This is a genomic window from Alteromonas sp. ABE4_545 (assembly GCF_056161325.1).
In genome coordinates, this window is sequence record NZ_JBSWYY010000045.1 from 1 (window position 1) to 18385 (window position 18385).

Annotated in this window: 15 protein-coding genes; 5 read left to right on the forward strand and 10 right to left on the reverse strand. The window is 45.8% G+C overall.

The features are described 5' to 3' along the window. Positions 1-157 precede the first annotated feature (157 nt). The gene (gene panP / locus ACXAH6_RS19725) at positions 158-1783 is read right to left on the reverse strand and encodes a pyridoxal-dependent aspartate 1-decarboxylase PanP (protein WP_474879640.1); all 1626 of its coding nucleotides are present in this window, start codon (positions 1781-1783) and stop codon (positions 158-160) included. 301 nt (positions 1784-2084) lie between these two features. Here panP and ACXAH6_RS19730 point away from each other — a divergent pair, with 301 nt between their 5' ends. Next, positions 2085-2828: an EAL domain-containing protein gene (locus tag ACXAH6_RS19730; protein ID WP_474879642.1), complete on the forward strand. Its 744-nt coding sequence runs from the start codon at positions 2085-2087 to the stop codon at positions 2826-2828. Here the strand turns inward: ACXAH6_RS19730 and trmB are convergent. The 4 genes from trmB to pdsO all read right to left on the reverse strand — a co-directional run bounded on the left by trmB (position 2825) and on the right by pdsO (position 6224). After that, the gene (gene trmB, locus ACXAH6_RS19735) at positions 2825-3487 is read right to left on the reverse strand and encodes a tRNA (guanine(46)-N(7))-methyltransferase TrmB (RefSeq protein WP_474879644.1); all 663 of its coding nucleotides are present in this window, start codon (positions 3485-3487) and stop codon (positions 2825-2827) included. The genes ACXAH6_RS19730 and trmB overlap by 4 nt on opposite strands. Positions 3488-3496: 9 nt before the next feature. Further along, positions 3497-4270, reverse strand: coding sequence for an ABC transporter permease (locus ACXAH6_RS19740; protein WP_474879645.1), 774 nt, complete (start codon positions 4268-4270; stop codon positions 3497-3499). 1 nt (position 4271) lies between these two features. Beyond that, on the reverse strand, positions 4272-5198 hold the full coding sequence (locus tag ACXAH6_RS19745; RefSeq protein ID WP_474879646.1) for an ABC transporter ATP-binding protein: 927 nt from the start codon (positions 5196-5198) through the stop codon (positions 4272-4274). A 291-nt stretch (positions 5199-5489) separates the two neighbouring features. Beyond that, positions 5490-6224 (reverse strand): sortase-associated OmpA-like protein PdsO, encoded by a 735-nt coding sequence (gene pdsO / locus ACXAH6_RS19750; RefSeq protein ID WP_474879648.1) that lies wholly within the window; start codon positions 6222-6224, stop codon positions 5490-5492. Between the two features lie 298 nt (positions 6225-6522). Here pdsO and pdsR point away from each other — a divergent pair, with 298 nt between their 5' ends. Next, on the forward strand, positions 6523-7212 hold the full coding sequence (gene pdsR, locus ACXAH6_RS19755) for a proteobacterial dedicated sortase system response regulator (protein ID WP_474879650.1): 690 nt from the start codon (positions 6523-6525) through the stop codon (positions 7210-7212). Between the two features lie 4 nt (positions 7213-7216). Continuing rightward, on the forward strand, positions 7217-9397 hold the full coding sequence (pdsS, locus tag ACXAH6_RS19760; protein ID WP_474879652.1) for a proteobacterial dedicated sortase system histidine kinase: 2181 nt from the start codon (positions 7217-7219) through the stop codon (positions 9395-9397). Between the two features lie 21 nt (positions 9398-9418). On the opposite strand, the gene ACXAH6_RS19765 is transcribed toward pdsS, so the two are convergent. Beyond that, positions 9419-11761: a PilZ domain-containing protein gene (locus ACXAH6_RS19765; protein ID WP_474879654.1), complete on the reverse strand. Its 2343-nt coding sequence runs from the start codon at positions 11759-11761 to the stop codon at positions 9419-9421. A gap of 244 nt (positions 11762-12005) precedes the next feature. Here ACXAH6_RS19765 and ACXAH6_RS19770 point away from each other — a divergent pair, with 244 nt between their 5' ends. Then, on the forward strand, positions 12006-12644 hold the full coding sequence (locus tag ACXAH6_RS19770; protein WP_474879656.1) for a methylamine utilization protein: 639 nt from the start codon (positions 12006-12008) through the stop codon (positions 12642-12644). Then, the gene (locus ACXAH6_RS19775) at positions 12645-13856 is read left to right on the forward strand and encodes a hypothetical protein (protein WP_474879657.1); all 1212 of its coding nucleotides are present in this window, start codon (positions 12645-12647) and stop codon (positions 13854-13856) included. Positions 13857-13869: 13 nt separating this feature from the next. On the opposite strand, the gene ACXAH6_RS19780 is transcribed toward ACXAH6_RS19775, so the two are convergent. The 4 genes from ACXAH6_RS19780 to ACXAH6_RS19795 all read right to left on the reverse strand — a co-directional run. Then, a complete protein-coding gene (locus ACXAH6_RS19780) occupies positions 13870-14946 on the reverse strand; it encodes a CNNM domain-containing protein (RefSeq protein WP_474879659.1) in 1077 nt (358 codons plus the stop codon). Between the two features lie 423 nt (positions 14947-15369). Further along, entirely contained in the window at positions 15370-17043 is a 1674-nt protein-coding gene (locus ACXAH6_RS19785) for a carbon starvation CstA family protein (protein WP_474879661.1), read from the reverse strand. A gap of 170 nt (positions 17044-17213) precedes the next feature. Next, the gene (locus ACXAH6_RS19790; RefSeq protein ID WP_474879662.1) at positions 17214-18062 is read right to left on the reverse strand and encodes an alpha/beta hydrolase; all 849 of its coding nucleotides are present in this window, start codon (positions 18060-18062) and stop codon (positions 17214-17216) included. Positions 18063-18228: 166 nt separating this feature from the next. Beyond that, positions 18229-18385: EF-Tu C-terminal domain-related protein (locus ACXAH6_RS19795; RefSeq protein ID WP_474879664.1), on the reverse strand; the 157-nt coding region annotated here is incomplete at its 5' end.

Consider the following 18385-nt stretch of genomic DNA (forward strand, 5'->3'; position numbering starts at 1 on the left):
CATCATCATTTACTCTCACAACCAAGTTACAAGATCTGATCAGAGTGAAGAGATAATGTTCAAAAAAAATCCCCACTAATTTCTTAGCGGGGATTTGTGTATAAGAGACAGACTCACGTAGCCTTTTTGGTCACTTCAACCTGTGGCGTTTGCCATATTACGCTATTTGCAAATGTTGATCGTCCACCAGCTCTTGCCAGATTTTCGTTCTGCATGCGATAGCGTGTTGCTCAGCCAATATTGCGGCTAAATCTTTTCGTGTAGTCAATGGGTTAGCCAGTACTACACGGAACACGGTAATCGTCTCATCTTCGTATTCAGGCACTTCCAAACGAGTACGAGAAACGAATGATTTTCCTGCTTCCCGTTGTTGCTTTTGTACATTTACAACCAAACGATCAACTTTTTCATTTAACGTGCGGCGCGCATCATCGCTCGCATTCGACAAAGCCTCTTGTACAACACCTGGGCACACGCGATACGTTAATATAGACAATGTTGGTGCCGTGACTAATTCAAAGTCAGGATGGCGCTCAATCATATCAGCAAAGGCTTTGGCCTTTTCAATGCTCTGATCAATAAGAAGCTCATACCCGCGACGTCCAAAAATATGCAACGACGAATACACCATCATTGCCATGCCATTGCGAGAACCTTCAAGGGTGGTTGCGCCTAGGTCTTTGGAGCCTTCACGCAGAATATATTGGGCATGATGCCTAACGTGGTTGCTGTCTTCGGGGTGCTTAAACAACACCATACCCGCTCCCATTGGCACATACATTTGCTTATGAGCATCAATGGTCACAGAATCGGCTCGCTCAATACCCTTTAATCGCTCGCGGTATTGTTTAGAAAATAACGTCGCGCCACCCCAAGCCGCATCGACATGGAACCAACAGCCCAATTCTTTCGCCACATCAGCTAACTCATCGAGTGGGTCTACATGCCCTGTTTCTGTGGTGCCGCCGATGCCCACAATGGCCAACAATTTATTGCCCGCTTCTTGGTAGCGTTTACCCTCTGCCAAGGCTTGTTCTGGCCGCAGCGTTTGCCCTGGGCACGGCAATGTCATTAACTGCTCTCGTCCTAGGCCCAACACATCAACCGCCTTCGACAAGCTGTAATGGCCCCGTCGAGAACAAAGCACTGCCATATTATTGATGTTGTAATGCCGATAAGCAGCCGCCAGCCCAGCTCTTGCCACACCGCTAAAGCCCGAAGTAGGCCCAAGCATTTTGTTTCGCGCTACCCATAACGCCGTGATATTGGCCACTGTTCCGCCAGAGCCAAATGCGCCGAGTGCGTGTTTTGCACTGTGTAAGTAATGGGCGTAGAAGTCGTCGTTCTGATCATAAACCAAGTTATGCATCATACCGAGCACTTGACGTTCAAGGGGGGTAAATGCCTTTGAGGTTTCAATTTTAACCAGGTTCTGATTTAGACCAACCAGTAGTTTAGACAACGGCAAATGAAAATAAGGCAATGCTGAGGTCATATGCCCGATAAAAGTCGGCGCATAGGTATTCACCGAATGCGCAACTAACTTGTCGAGCAAACTCTCTGCATGTGTCGAAACGAATTCAGGCGATTCGGGAACATGTGCAGACGCAAAGTCTTGCTCAACCTCTTCCAGCGACGTCTTTTTTGTTACCACGTGCTGCGAAAGGAAATCGAGAATATTGTCTGACAGATGTTGTTCAATCTGCGCAAGTTTGGAGTCTTTGTGTTCCGGTTTGGTAAAAACCCTAAACAAGTGCTTCAGACTGACTTGAGCTTCACCCACACTAACACCCCTACACTGATAACTTGCCTCTATGGTCAGAAGCTAACCCTAGCCTGACACGCACACTACATCGCGACCAGCGTGCAATCCTACGTGGTCATTGATACTTAAATTGAAAACTTAACAGACCAGTTTCAAAGAACCTCGCACTTTACCCCAGAATAGTGCAAAGTCCAAGTATCTCGCAATAATGCTGTTTATTTCGTTGGTTAATAGCGCGAAAAGTGCGCCAGTTAGCGGTAAATTGGCCGTAATTGTGAGGTTTGCTATAGTTAATGTTACCCACAAGGAGTCTATTGTCATGTCTAACTCAATGCGCCATCAGCAGGTTGCAGATACGCAATTAGACTTAACTCGTATTGTTCCTTTTTTCCAACCCATTATCGATTTGCATCAGCAGAGTGTGTGGCGATACGAATGTTTGGCCAGATTAATCACACCAGAGCAAATGTGTATGCCTAGTGACTTTCTCAAATTACTGGCACGCGAGAGTGACTCGCAAGCGCTGGCTGAAAGCATGTTTTGTCAGTGTGCTAAATATTTCCACAACCTCGACATGGCTTGGAACATAAACCTCTCGAGCAACGACTTATTTAATCAAGTATTAAGTGAAAAACTGGTCACTCTGCTGCGGGAATACCCTCATCCCTCTCGCGTCAGTGTTGAAGTGTCAGCCGAAACCGCCACTCGCAATGTACAAGCGCTCCAAGCATTTACAGAACACAGTTTACAAGGTGGTATTGGGCTGTTTATTGACAATGTGGGCGCTCGGCCCGTCAACATTAAATTACTGTTTACCTTACCGCTTCGAGGGATCAAACTCGCGGGTTCTTTACTTGAACAGGTAACGCACAGTGTCGAGGCAAGAGAGTTTGTTACGCAAATATGTGAATACGCGAACGAACGCAGTGTGAGTATCGTTGCTGAGCAGATTGAAAGTGAAAACGCCCTTGCTATCGCAAAGGCGTTTGATATTCGCTACGTACAAGGCTTTTTATTTGCCAAGCCCAGTGCGTCAGTGACAAGTGCGAACGCACCGCACTAGCGTTTGGTTTTTAACTGCCAACACGCCTGCCCGCTAGCCCGATACTTTCGTTCGAAAGGTGTCACAGCAGGCATCGAAGTATCCACTTCTCGCAATGTCGATTCGATGTCGTAGCACGCTAATGCTTGCTGAAACTCTTGGATGTATATTAGCCAATTACTGCGAACTTCAATGTTTGATGTTATTGCCATCAAGGCTGGCATCGCAGGGCTGGCATACCAACGTTTTTGTAATTGCGACGACTTAGGGTAAGGGTTTGGATAAAACAAACAATGTTTAACAACTCGCCACTTTGCCGCTGCGATCAAACGCCATAGGTCGTTCACATCAGCGCGAACAACACAATAATTATCGCCTTCTGCCGCGTAATGCGAGTGTTTGTCCACCCGCAACGCTGACTTATCGACACCAATTACGCGACAATTAGGATGTAAGGCAGACAGCGTAGCCGTACTTTCACCTACACCGCAACACGAGTCTAAAACGATATCGCCCTGCCAACCATCAAGCCATTCTACGAGTGACTCAAATACTTGCTGGGTATGAGCTTGAAACGGTCGTTGATGATGGCTGTCGCGGTACTTAACCACCGTGTCGACCAGCTTGTCATTGACCCCTTGTTGATTGGTCGCGATTTCCCGCGAATTCCCCTGACTCAACCTCGCCCCCTACGAACGAATGCCGGTGCCGCGATTAAGCAACACATACACAATACTAAACAGTATCGCATTAAAGACCACGAGTAAGCCCAAAGCAACGCCCACATTCACGTCAGACACGCCCAAGAACCCATAACGGAAACCATTCACCATATACACGATAGGGTTGGCTTTACTCACCCATTGCCAGAACTCAGGCAATAGCGACAGTGAATAAAACACCCCGCCTAGGTAGGTTAGTGGCGTGAGTACAAACGTGGGTACCATGCTGATATCGTCAAAGGTCTTGGCGTATATCGCGTTTAGTAACCCCGCAGTGGCAAACAAGGTCGAGGTTAATAGCAAAGTGGCTATGATTACTGCGATATTGTGAATTTGCACATCCACAAAAAATAACGATACCGTGGTAACAATTATCCCAATTAGAATCGCCCTCGCGACGCCGCCGCCAACATAGCCAAGAATAATGACCGACGTTGGAACTGGCGCAACTAGCATTTCTTCGATATTGCGCTGAAACTTCGCACTAAAAAACGATGACGACACGTTCGCATAGGAGTTGGTGATCACCGACATCATTATCAAACCGGGAACGATAAACTCCATATAAGTAAAACCGCCCATATCTCCGATTCGATTGCCAATCAGGTTACCAAAGATAATAAAATACAAACTCATTGTGATTGCTGGCGGCACCAAGGTTTGCACCCAAATGCGTAAAAAGCGCGTGCACTCTTTAATCCAGATGGTCGTCAACGCTATCCAGTTATTTCCCGAAGACATCTTACGCTTCCTCCTGCTGTTTACGACCCGACTCAACCATTTGCACAAACAACTCTTCCAAACGGTTTGATTTATTTCTCATACTGAGCACCTGAACACCTTGCTCTGTTAGCTGTGAAAATACCGGATTAACTCCCTCGGTCTTCTCCACGTCAACTTCAAGAGTATGTTCGTCAATAACGCGATAAGTAAAACCTTCGAGGCTGGGAGTCGTGTCAGCGTTGATATCGAGAATAAACGTTTCGATGGTCAGCTTCGAAAGCAGCGCTTTCATCGAGGTATTTTCGACAATTCGGCCTTTATCAATAATCGCGATATTTCGACACAAGCTTTCCGCTTCTTCGAGATAGTGGGTAGTTAAAATAATGGTAATACCCTGCTTATTGATCTCTTCCAGAAAAACCCACATTGAGCGGCGAATTTCAATATCCACACCCGCTGTGGGTTCATCCAAAATAAGCATTTTCGGTTCGTGCATCAAAGCGCGAGCAATCATCAGCCGGCGCTTCATACCACCACTGAGCTCTCTTGCTCTGGCGGTGCGCTTTTCCCATAAGTCGAGTTGTTTAAGGTATTTTTCTGCACGCTCGTGGGCGATACCCCGCGGCACGCCGTAATACCCAGCTTGATTCAATACAATCTGTAGTACGGTTTCAAATTGGTTAAAATTAAACTCTTGAGGTACCAGGCCAATGCAAGACTTTGCTAAGCCTTTTTCTTTTTCAAGGTCATAACCAAACACCGACACTTGGCCGTCACTTGGGTTAACCAAAGAACTGATAATACCGATGGTCGTTGACTTACCCGCACCATTTGGACCGAGCAAAGCAAAAAAATCGCCTTCATCTACGGTCAGGTCGATGCCTTTTAAGGCATGCACGCCACCGCGATAGGTTTTAGTTAACCCAGATATTGCTAACGCTTTCATTCAATTTGCCTGTGAATTTGTGTTCTGGAAGTTCAGCGTGTTGTAAACACGATTATGTAGGTAATGCTAAGTGCCGTCATTTTGCCATATTTCAAGGCAATAGGGTGAGGAATCCGACGGGGTGTGTGAGTGAAGAGACGATAGAAAAGGAAAACCCGCCATCAAGTGATGATTCACTATCAAGCGGGCTAGTTGGGGTCACCAGTTCACCATTCGTTACCCAATCATCCTGAAAAAATGAGGCTCTATTCCCTGAGCCCTAAGCAACGCACAGTGAGGAAGCTGTATTGACTATCGATTTGCGGCGTATGCTTCCGGATTTTCAGAAACTTCTACCACCACCTTACGATCGAAAAATGCTGTTTCGATGTTTTCGTTGTTACTGTTTTTCTCACCAAGCGCTACCGTGATAAGTTGGTTCTCACTCACACCATGGTTAACCAAGTATTGCTTCACACTGATTGCACGTTGCATAGACAATGCTTGGTTATACTTTTCGTTACCGCGCTGGTCAGCATGACCCGTTAGTTTTGCTTGTAAACCTGGGTAACGCTTTAACGCTGTGGCTATCAGGTCTAACTGCTCTTGGTAGTCTTTCGCAATGGTGTAAGAACCCGTGGTGAACTGAACATTACTTTCAACCGTCATAATTGGTAGTTCCTTATTTTCCTCAACCACTACGTGAGTCGTACGCGTTTCTTGTTTCAGGTCGCTTATAGAGTCACGCATTGCCAGTAACTCTTGCTCTTGTTCTGATAGCTGACGATTTTTCATCGCCAACTCTTGTTCTTGCTCTTTAATTTCTTCGTCTTGATAGTGATCATTCGTTACTGCCGCGCCGAATACTCCAGCAACAATGGCACCAACGGGGCCAGCAACCAAGCCACCGATCACGGCACCAGTACCAAGACCAATGCCTACTGCTTCATTGCGCTCCTGCTTTTCTTGTGCTGTTTCAGCATAAGTTGAAGTTGATACAGCACCCATAGACGTGATAAGTAAAGTTGCGATAATTGTCTTACGCATTGTCTTTCTCCGTTGCTTGTTTAAATTTAAAAACTTTCGATGGTTCTATTAAAACGGGTATTCATGGCAAGGAGCGGGCGAGGTTATGGCAAAGCAATGAAAGATAATGACAAAACATGCCGAACTAAGGCAGCACGCGCCGAATCAGTAACTTAAGCCATATTTGTACAAGGTACGGCGTGATAATATGGCAGAAAAATGGCACGAAAATGGAAATTCATTGAAATTCTGCCGTAGTCAGGTACGACAATAAAAACTGATATAGAGTGTCATCAAAATAAAATTAAGGATTACCCAGATGCCAAAAACCATTGCAATTGTGGAAGATGATATTGCTATTCGTGACAACTATACGGTCGCGTTGGAAAGCCAAGGTTATAAAGTTATCCCCTTTGGGGACCGCCCATCAGCGAGCGAGGCTTTTGCCCAACAATTACCTGACTTAGCAATCATTGATATTGGCTTACAGGATGAAATGGAAGGCGGCTTTTTGCTGTGCCAGCAAATTCGACAGCTCTCACAAACACTCCCTATTATATTTTTTACAGCACGAGACAACGACGTTGATACGATCAGTGGTTTGCGCATGGGTGCAGACGATTACCTGACCAAAGACATCAGTATGGCCCATTTACTCGCACGCGTGGCGGCCTTGTTCCGACGTACCGATTTACTTGCAGAGCCCAAGCAACAGAGTGAAATTATTAACCTTGGGCATTTACGTGTTGATGTGAGCCGTATGATAGTAACGTGGAAGGCAGAGCCGGTTGCACTAACGGTAACTGAATTCTGGATGCTTCACGCCATAATCAAACATCCCGGCCATGTAAAAAGCCGTCAACAGTTGATGGATGAATCTCGTATGGTGGTAGATGACTCCACGATTACATCGCACATTAAACGAATGCGTAAAAAGTTTATTCAACTCGACGACACCTTTGACCATATCGATACCGTTTACGGTATGGGTTATCGTTGGCAGGCCTAAGCGCGTGAAACTGCGTTTTTCAATTCGACTACAGCTCTTAGTATTATCGCTGTTTTTGTTTGCGATCCCCTGGTTAGGCTATAAATACGTCTGGGAGTTGGAACAATACCTACGCATTGGCCAAGAGCAAACCATGATTGGCACAGCCAGAGCCGTCGCCACCGCGCTGCATGAGCGCCCAGCGTTATTCGATAGTCAATCGTCTTACCTACAAAATGTTCGACCCGGTACAGACCTATACGCTCCGCCTATTGAGTTGCCCATACAACTAGACGGCAAACTCACCGACTGGCAAACCGTGGCGCCATTGATCGGGCATTACGACCAATCTCAAGTAGTGACCTGGTTTTCTGAAGAGGCGAAAAACGCCCCCGTGACTTTGTCATTCGATCACATGGTAGGCCGGTATAAACAGTTTTTATACGCCATGTTTTACGTTACCGATGATCACATTGTGTGGCGACAAAAGTCTTCACTGGCGGTAGACCAAAGTGACCATCTCTTGATTGGACTAACCGATAAAGAAGGCGAACTTCATCGCTATATTATCTCGCCCTATGATGCAGGCTGGGTAAACGCCTACACACTTCCGAAAGACCCCAATAGTTTTCGCGCCGAAAACAACGCTCTGGAAATTCAGGGTCGCTGGTTAGAAACCGCAACAGGCTACACCATAGAACTGCGCTTCCCGCTGGAAATGACATCAGGCTCATTGGCATTTGCACTGGTCGATGTTGATGACCCTCTGCGACGAAATAAACAATATGCCATCGGCACCGCCGACCCGAACCAAACCGACGCACTCGGCACAGTTGTGACGCCATCACCAGAAATTGAACAAATATTATCAGGGCTCAAGTACGCAGATTCCCGGGTATGGGTAATCGACAAGCACAAGCGTGTACTTGCCAGAGCGGGTGATATTTTGTCTGCACAAGGTTTAAAAGTACGTACGGCAAATGCTACCAGCAATTCTTGGTTCCGTTACATTGAAGAAAACTGGTTACACCCCCTGTATTATCAAATTTTATCCAAGCCGCCGGCAGACTTTATCGATGAACTCGACAATGCCTATGCACTGGCAGGACGAGATATCAATTCGGCACTATCAGGCAAACCTGATTCACTTTGGCGATTAACCCCAGACAACAAAGCGGTAATTTTATCCGCAGCATACCCAATTTATATCGGTGAAACGGTGATGGGCGCGGTCGTTGTTGAGCAAACCACCAATGGTATTCGTACCTTGCGAAACCGCGCGCTAGAGCAACTTTTCAACGTCATATTAGCCGTAATGACACTAGGGACACTGGGCTTGTTATTGTTTGCCAACCGCATATCCAGCCGTATTCGACGACTGAGGGATGAGACCGAATCAGTGATCGATAGCAATGGTAAAATTGTCGGTGAACTCAAACCTGCACCACATGGTGATGAAATTGGCGACCTATCACGAACCTTCAGTGGCGTATTGTCAAAGCTGCAAGACTACAACTCGTACCTCGAAAACATGGCATCTCGGCTATCTCATGAATTACGAACTCCGGTGGCCGTAGTCAGAAGCTCACTTGATACCATAGGCCAAATACAAGACCAAACCAAACAGCAAGAGTTTATCGAACGTGCACAAACGGGCATCAGCCGCTTGAGCACCATCCTTAACAGTATGAGTGAAGCAACACGACTAGAACAAGCCATTGCACAAGAGGAACGTGAAGAGTTTGATTTAGTTAAGGTGGTAAGTGGCTGTGTAGCTGGTTACGAACATGCCTATAAACAGCGACACTTTAGCTACAAACAATCAACCCAAACCGGAAGAGTAGACGGCTCTCCTGAATTGTTTGCTCAAATGCTAGATAAAATTGTTGCCAACGCAACGGAGTTCAGCGTAGACAAAAGCACGATTTCGTTCCATTTATGGCAAGAAAACAAGCAATTAAAAATCAGCGTAACCAATACCGGCCCACTGCTTCCACAAGATATGAAGACCCAACTGCTTCAGTCAATGGTGTCGGTACGCAAAGAAACCAATGTCAATGATGGAAGCCCACCACATTTGGGGTTGGGTTTGTATATCGCCAACATGATTATTCAGTATCACAAAGGCAGTTTGCAGCTCGATAACTTGCCAGATAAAACCGGTGTTTGTGTAATTATTAGTGTGCCCATTGTCTCGCCACCTTAATGACTAAGGGGCAATCAAATGTTACTCGCTCTGCGCGGGCGCGGCTGGAGCGGGTTTCTTTTTGTTGTCGGGCTTGGCCGGAAATACACCCGCGCGCAAGAAAGTGTGATGCAAAGCCGTTGTGTCAATAAGGTGCAGTACATGGGTGTATACGTTTTGCAAATTGAGTAGTTTCTCGTAAACCGCAATATCAATTTTGGAAATTTGCGCCAGACGTTGTTTGGTCATTACCGTTGTTTTTTTCGCGCATGGCGTACATTCAATCATGTTCATACATCCCTCTAACGAGGCATCTTTCAATCCGTCTGCCATCTGCGCACGAATACGCGTATAACAAAAATCGTCTTGCTCTACGGCGATGATCCGATTGTCCTTTTTGCGTATACAGTGCACTGCTAACGCCTGCCGTTCACCTTGATGAATAAACTGATGCAGCCGCTTAGAATCAGGTGGCACACTGTCGATATCGCCTAAAAAGCCATGCAGTTGCACTTCGTTATTGGCTTGAATAAAGGGGTAAAGGTCAGTGGTGCTGTAGGGCACGTACACCGTTTTAAGCCGATTCACCAATGTTCGCCCTGATATTAGTTGCACAGCCACATTCGGGTGAGCCCGAGAAGCAAGCTCCCACATGAATCGGTATGAACGGCGTTGCCTAGCTGCCAAGTCGCGCAGCTTGAAAAAGCCACTGTTGTTACCCATTATTTTGTCAGTAGACTTATGCGCTTTATCTGACTCGGGCACTTTTAATCTTAATACTTGAGTCGCTGGGTTAAAATCAACGACTTCATATTTCTCGCCGCGTAGTTTAAGTTCCGGCACACTCACTTTTACCGACGTTTGCTGCAACATAGCGAGGGGCTCTGTCAATTGCAAGCGCATACCTTTTACCGAAAAGTCCCTCACCATAGCAGCATGGCTCGATACCAAACCTAATTTAACCGAGCCTTCTTTTTCAATGCGATAGCGTGGCTCACTGCGACGGTCGATATCTTCGTGCATGATAAAATTGAGTGGCCAAGGCCTTCTGCTATCTAACATTGAGCGCGGGAAGCTTTTTATCGATGACGGAGAAGGTGCGGCCATTTTTAGCCAATCAGCGTCAAGCGTTCGGCAAAAAAGAACATGACTCAGCTCGTCCAACTCAGGATATTGCTGACTATCAATATCCTGCAGAATCATCGCGCTTTTAACTTCCATTTTATCCAACTGTCGCAAACGCCACTGCTGAATATGTAACGAACCTTGCGTCATAGCAATAAACTGCGACATCATGCCCGATTGGTCTAGCATGCGAGCAGTGGCACATAAATGAATGCATTCACCACTCTTGCGCTTAACCTCTCCACGTAGCACAAACACCTCTCCGTATTTTTCCAACTCTTTGAAAATATACACAATGGCTTCTTTACCCGGTAACAAGTTAGAACTGATGGCACTGGGGTTGTATTGGCTGTTGTAGCTGGTGAGCATTGCCATTTGAGGTTCAAAACCCTTGTTGGTCTTGTCGACAAAAATCGGTACCCAAGGCGAGTTTTCCAAAATTCGGTCACGGTCAAGGGCTTGCATGGTTCTTTCGAGTTCAAGGTTTCGACTCAGAGGCTGTCGCAATGAAACACTTTGCAAGTAACGAACAATTGCCTTCACCACCTCATCTTTGGGTTGGTCAAAAATAAACTCGCTCTCGAAACGTTGCGAGTCAGCATTAAAGGACACCGCTTTTAGTAAGCAAGGGAGTATTGTATTTTCAGCAAAAACACCGGCCGCTTCGGGGATAGTGAATGTCACTGTGTCTCCACCTTTCAAATTAGGTGGGCGAGCGGTATCGATGATCAGTGCGCTTCGACTAATGGAAGAGACTGATAAGCTCCGACCTTTCATATACTCAAGAGACGATACTGAAAAATTCGGTTTAACAGCGAGATCTTCTCCAAAGTCGATATCTTCGTATGACTGTGCTTGTACGGTGAACGCCTCGATAACTTTTTGGCGCTGCTTACGCTGAATCAACCCCTGATAATGTTCTGAATTAGTGATCGACTCCAGTACCCCAACGGTGTACTCACCTAAATATCTGGCGGTTTCTTTTTTCAGTATTTCGGCGCCCACTTTGTCTAACTTCATGTTGATACCGAAGTGCACAAATTTTTTCACCGGAAACTGTGCAAACTCAGAATTGTCGGCGGTTTCAGAGGTCTGGGAAGTGAGGCGAAGGACTTCGCTTTTAATAACATCACGAGCACGAGCGGGTAAGCGCGCCGAAAAGCGATTCAGCCCTTCAAGCAACTTACCTTTTTGCTGGTAAGGGATAAGCGCTTTAATTAGCGCCTTATATTTGATAATGAGGTCGTCATCACTGCTCATACTGACTTTTTATTATTATGTGCTAAAGCGTTTTATTAGCTTACTACCTAACGCCATTTGACCGTTAAATAGCCTACTAAGTCAACAAAAATTGACCATTCTCCCCCTCTGACCAGTCTAAATGAGGCTGCGTTTTACTAAAATTACTGGCCTTTATGTCACTCGGTACTAAAGTAATAAAGAAAGTTAATTATCAAAATGCCTGTCTATTTGATAATAAAAAGAAGACTTGAAGGAAAAACGTGTGCTAAAACTTCTCGGCATTTTGAGCATAACCTTGCTGCTAGCGCTTACTGTGAAAGCCGAACAACTCACCGTCACGTTACATGATGTTGAAGGCCAACCGGTTCGCAATAGTGTTATTGTTCTCACTCCCACCGAAGGGTTGCCCCCCGCCGATCCAACAACGCCTTTTGAAGCGAACATGGACCAAGTCAATAAACAGTTTGTTCCGCATGTACTTGCTGTTCAAACCAATACACGGGTTCATTTTCCAAATTCAGATTCTATCAAGCATCACGTCTATTCTTTCTCGCCAGCAAAATCATTCGAAATTCGTTTGTACAAAGCGCTAGATGCAGACCCTATACTGTTTGACCAAGCCGGTGTTGTTGATATTGGTTGTAATATCCACGACTGGATGCTGGGATATATTTACATTACAGATTCCCCTTATTTCGCTAAAACCGACGCCCAGGGGCAGGCCCAAATACAGGCCCCCAACACACTATATACGCTGACGTTGTGGCACCCTAGATTGGCCCCGAATAGTGTCCCTCCTTCGATGACGGTGAATATGAACTCTGACCAAACAATAACCCTCGAACTCACAGATGCCTTGTTACCTAGTTTTGATTACGGTGAAGGATTTGAGGACTATTAAATGAAACACTACTTGGGGTTGCTATTAGTTGTTTTGAGTAGTATTCAATGCCAAGCAAACACTGACGTGAAGGGGCTCTTTCAAGTCAGTGCGATCAGTAACAATAGTCCGGCCTCTTATCAAAATTCGGGCGTGGGCATATTGCGCTCCGCAGGCAACGACGTGCTTCTCAATCAAGCCCTGCTATCGATTGATCATGACATCAGCGACAATTGGCAAATTACAGGCGTAGCAAATGCCTATAGCGATGGCGAATCCCGTTTAGGTCTTACACAGCTGTTTGCCAACTACCGCCCGCTGTCCTCAGGCTTATACAAACAAACGATAAAAGTAGGTCTATTTTATCCGGCCCTCTCGGTCGAAAATACCGATGTTGGCTGGCTTTCAGAAGATTTTATATCCAACTCGGCCATCAACTCATGGGTTGGTGAAGAACTCAGAATTGTTGGCGCCCAGTGGTCTTTACGTCGTCCCGGACGCGCAGCGAGAAGCCCTTGGACATGGGAAACTTTTATAGGCACGTTCAAAGGCAACGACACGTTAGGCACACAACTCACATGGCGAGGGTTTGCTATGCACGATCGCCAAACCCTGTTTAAAGAGCGGGTTAATTTTGCTGCTTATCCCTCAGTGGTCGCTGACTCGATGATCATGGGGCCAAGCTGGACTAAGCCCTTCAAGGAAATGGATGGGAAGTGGGGCTACTACGTGGGAATGCAATGGCAATATACGCGACAACTTGATGTGCGCTATTTTTATTACGACAACCGCGCTGACCCTACCGTAGTAAACAAGCATCGTTTATATGCTTGGCGCACCAAATTCCATTCGCTTGCAGCAAGGTACCGACTCTCGCCCACCCTCACGTTATCGGGTCACGTTATGCTTGGGTCGACCCTCATGGGGCAAAGAGTCGTTTATGCCGACTATTATGCTGCTTATGCAGCCTTGAGTTATCGCCTCGCCCAACATAAGTTTTCTGTACGTATAGATTGGTTTGAGGTAAACGAAGACGATAACTACGCGTATGACGCTAACGACAGTGACGGTAAGGCCTTAACGCTTAACTGGCAATACACCATCAACAAACACACCAAAATAAGTACAGAAGCACTGTGGCTCAAGAGTTTTGCCGCCAGCCGAAGAGGCTATTGGCAACCAGCCCATCAAACAGACACACAATTACAAGTTGGCGTGACCTACCAATTTTAAGTTAACGCTGCAATTACAGCTCTTTCTTTATCACCTCGGCGTCTGGTGCATTTTTGACGAGCATTTGCTCTCTGCGCTTACTGATCATATGGGCAAAGCGGCGAATACTCACTGTTCCGTCTTTTTCATCAATAATGTCGACACCCAATAAACGTTCAAGTAAGTCTTCTAACGTCAAAATGCCTTCCAATCCTCCATACTCATCTACCACCAATAACATATGCACACGTGACGTTAAAAAGTGGTCAAAGGTACTGGAAAGCGGCATAGAACCAAGCAGTGTCACCATTGATTTGCGATACTCGGACAATTGCTTTTGCCCATTCCCTCTAGCTTGTGCCACCAATAAGTCTGACCGCATGACATAACCGGTAATATTTTCGCTTACATCGTCTTCGTATACAGGAATACGAGAAAACTCTACATTAGCGTGTTTGTGAAAGAAGGTTTCAACCGTAATATCTTCAGAGACAGAAAACACCGCAGTACGATGCGTAATCGCGTCTTTAACCTTGAGTTCATGCAAACTCAATAGACTTTGCAATACTGAGGCTTCGTGTTGGGCTAACTGCCCCTCTTGGCTAGACAGCTCCGCCATTGCATGTAATTCTGTGCGATTTAACCCTCTCAATGGGCTTTCTTCTTTAAACCCTCTGGTTAGGTATTCAGACATTTTGACAAACGGGTACAACACCAAAACGAGATACTTTAGGAAAAACGCTACCGAAGGAGCCAATGTACGCCAATACGTCGCGCCCAGAGTTTTGGGAATGATTTCAGAGAAGATCAAAATCAGTAATGTTAATACCGCAGATATCACCCCCAAATAGGCATCACCAAAAACAACGGCTGCTTGAGCGCCTGCGCCAGCGGCTCCCATCGTATGTGCGATTGTATTGAGGGTTAAAATTGCCGATAACGGCGAATTAATATCATCCGTAAGTTTTCGCAATAAAGCACCACTGGCCTTTCCTTCTTTCTCCTGCACAGAGATATAGGCCGACGACACACTCAGTATCACCGCCTCCGCAATTGAGCATAAAAAGGAAAAGCCAAGCGCAATCAGCACATAAACTAAAAGCAAAAACATGTAATCAATCCAGTGATAAGTTTGAGGTGAATATCAAGCTCTAGTATGCGGGTGCTAGAAAGCGATACAAGTATTAATACATAAAAATGATGATATTACACTAAAGAATAATAACGAATGATACATAGGAATGTTACATTTACGTTACATCAATAGTAACGAAATAGGTGATTAAGATGGAAAATGCAAAACCAAAACTGTCTGACCAGGTAGCGTTGACGCTTTATTCTCTATCTCTTTTGTTAATTAGCGCCGGGATTATTCGCGCATACTTTTGATAATGGATTTCTTATGGTAGCTAGGGTTAGCTACCATCCCCACCGTGGCCCGATTTATCGGGCTTTTTTTATTTTAAGTGGCTAATAAGTGGTAAAAAAAAGCCCTGACATTCAGGGCTTTTGTAATCCGTACGTCGGTATATGCTTATTCTACAGACTTTTCTCGTCTGAACTTAGCGATAACAGACCAAGCTTCTAACATCACCAATACCGACACCACAAGCACTACAGCATCAAGGCATACCAACAGCCAATTCTTCTGTTCATAATACTCGAATAACTTTATAAAGCCCGCAAAGAACGCCATTACCAGCACAAACATCATAGGGGCCAAGGTATAAATCGCTGGCCGTTTCAACTTAATCAGCATAACCGAGATAACAAGCAGTGTTAAACTGGCCAATATCTGATTGGTCGAACCGAACAACGGCCAAATAATCATGCCACCTGAACCGGAAGAACCGCCGGCACCAAAAGCGAGTAACAAACAACAGGCCACCGCAAAGAAAGTAGCAAGCGCACCATTCTTCAGCAGATTAATGTTATAAATCTCTCCCCACTCCTGAATAATGTATCGTTGCAGGCGTACGCCAGAGTCCATGGTGGTACCCGCAAACAACACCACCATTGTGGCGAGGATGGTAGAAGAAAAATCGACGGGTAATCCCCAACCTTGCTGGATAAGATTAGCCCCTCCAGTAATAAACGCACTTACACTCCCTGCACCAAGGTGACTGTATACCTCATGCCATTCCTCAGGCGAGGCAGCGAGTGCGACACCACTTACAGCAACAATAGTGATCAGTGCTAATGAGCCTTCACCTACTGCACCAAGGTAACCAACAAAGCGTCCGTCGGTTTCTTTGTTCAACTGCTTTGAACTCGTCCCTGAAGACACAATACCGTGGAAACCTGAAACTGCACCGCATGCAATGGTAACGAATAGCAATGGGATAAGGCTGGGCGTATCCACTGCCGTCTGTGTATTAAACGCTGGCGCTGTAATATCAGGTAACGAGAAAAATACCGCGCCGTAAAGCAAGAACAAGCCCACCAATAACTGCATACCGTTTATAAAGTCTCGTGGTTGTAGCAACATCCACACGGGTAACAACGAAGCGATTGCGGCATAAACAAATAGAATAATGATCCAGTTCGCTTTGTCAGACAAACCGAACAAGGTTTCGGGTAAGCTGATGGGAATATAACTACCAGCATACACAGACGCGTAAAGCACAATGATACCAACGATACACAATGGGATTAGGCTCAAGTTACGCTTGAGCAATTGACCAATAATCAATGCGACAGCAATCGCTGTCCAGGCTGGGAATACAGCATTAGGTTGGCCAACAAATGAATTGGCAATAACAACACCAAATACGGCATTTACCATGAGTAACACAAGGAACACCACAATCATAAACAAGGCGCGCGTGCGTTTACCAATCACAGATTCAGACAGAGCGCCCATGGATTTACCTTTATGGCGAGCACTCGCCCACAAAGCCCCCATATCGTGAACACCGGCGAAAAAGATAGTGCCGAACACTACCCATAGCACCGCCGGAACCCAGCCCCAATACACGGCAATAGCTGGCCCGACAATGGGTGCTGCACCAGCAACGGATGTAAAGTGATGCCCCCACAAAACGACTTTATTAGTTGGCACAAAATCGACACCGTCTTGAAGCTCATGAGCCGGGGTGACGAATTTGTCGTCCATTTTAAAAATCTTTTCCGCAATAAACTTAGAGTAAACAAACCAGCCCAGTAACATGCCCACAATACCGAGCAACACTATTGCAATAGATTGCATATCAACACCTTCTGTTTCAGTGCCCATCCACAGTTAGATGGCAAACTGATTAATCTTTATCTATGCCTGTAACCATAGTCCAAGCATCATATCTGCGCATTCCCTAAACTCTGGCATCATACATGGCGCGCACGCACATATCTGTTTCACTACGACCAAAGTATTAAAGGTCAAGATAGCCAGTCTGTAAACATCGTCAGCCAATTAACCGGATGATAGGTAGCAAAAGCGTGCCCCCCTTTGGCTAAATAAAACGCCTGACAAGGTACTCTTTGGGCATTGAGTGCCGACTGATAAGCAAGGCTGTTCGCAACGTCGACAGATTTATCGTCGTTGGCATGGAGTAAAAAAGTACGAGGATGATGAGGTTTAACGTGCAACTCGGGCGACATAAATACGCGCCACTTTTCGTCGCTATCATTAAGTAATAATTTGTCTACGCTACCTTGATGTCGATGGGCGGCGACCATGGAAATGACAGGATAGATCAAGGCTTGAAAATCGGGCTTTATTAACTTCTTTCGCTTGAGCAAAACGCTCAGTGCTTTCGTTTGACTCACATAGGTGGCAGCTAGATGCCCCCCCGCACTAAAACCCATTACACCCGTTTGTTCTAGCTTCACATCAAACTGCTGCGCAATAGCGTCGAGCTTAAGCAAACCCATAGCCAAATCTTCCAGAGGTGCTAAATGAGGCTGGGAGTGATTTACAACGTTAGGTAGACGGTACTTCAATACAAAGGCGTTAATCCCTTCACTGGCCAGCTGTTTGGCGACCGTATGACCTTCGCGCTGCATAGAGAGGCCGTAGTACCCTCCGCCGGGGCAAATAACAACTGCGACGCCAGAGTTGTGTGACTTCTCAGGAATATAACCGAACAACCTCGATGCGGATACACCAGTTACGAAAGTATCATCCGCCAACCCTGATTGTATTTGTTCATGAATATCACTGTTCGCATCGTGTTCGTCAGGCAATATTGGTTCTTCGATACAATAAGTATTGAATGTTTTGGTCATAACCTACCTTATGTCATCGAATAACAAGTGTGATTGTAACGCCTATATTCGAGCCGATACAGGAGCAGATTCAGTGACCAGGTTAACAACGGTCGATTTTCTTCGGACACAAAAAAGGCCGCTTGCGCGACCTTTTTCTGATGACTAATGTCGTCTAAATTATCGATTACTCGATGATTTTAGATACAACACCAGCACCTACTGTACGACCGCCTTCACGGATCGCGAAACGAAGACCTTCGTCCATCGCGATTGGAGCGATTAGTTCTACTACGAACTTAAGGTTGTCGCCAGGCATTACCATTTCTACGCCTTCTGGAAGC

Excerpts from the sequence above, each read along its gene's own strand:
- ACXAH6_RS19730 (WP_474879642.1), top strand. The coding sequence starts at position 2,085 with ATGTCTAACTCAATGCGCCATCAGCAGGTTGCAGATACGCAATTAGAC.
- ACXAH6_RS19740 (WP_474879645.1), bottom strand. The coding sequence starts at position 4,270 with ATGTCTTCGGGAAATAACTGGATAGCGTTGACGACCATCTGGATTAAA.
- ACXAH6_RS19745 (WP_474879646.1), bottom strand. The coding sequence starts at position 5,198 with ATGAAAGCGTTAGCAATATCTGGGTTAACTAAAACCTATCGCGGTGGC.
- pdsO (WP_474879648.1), bottom strand. The coding sequence starts at position 6,224 with ATGCGTAAGACAATTATCGCAACTTTACTTATCACGTCTATGGGTGCT.
- pdsR (WP_474879650.1), top strand. The coding sequence starts at position 6,523 with ATGCCAAAAACCATTGCAATTGTGGAAGATGATATTGCTATTCGTGAC.
- ACXAH6_RS19765 (WP_474879654.1), bottom strand. The coding sequence starts at position 11,761 with ATGAGCAGTGATGACGACCTCATTATCAAATATAAGGCGCTAATTAAA.
- ACXAH6_RS19775 (WP_474879657.1), top strand. The coding sequence starts at position 12,645 with ATGAAACACTACTTGGGGTTGCTATTAGTTGTTTTGAGTAGTATTCAA.
- ACXAH6_RS19780 (WP_474879659.1), bottom strand. The coding sequence starts at position 14,946 with ATGTTTTTGCTTTTAGTTTATGTGCTGATTGCGCTTGGCTTTTCCTTT.
- ACXAH6_RS19785 (WP_474879661.1), bottom strand. The coding sequence starts at position 17,043 with ATGCAATCTATTGCAATAGTGTTGCTCGGTATTGTGGGCATGTTACTG.
- ACXAH6_RS19790 (WP_474879662.1), bottom strand. The coding sequence starts at position 18,062 with ATGACCAAAACATTCAATACTTATTGTATCGAAGAACCAATATTGCCT.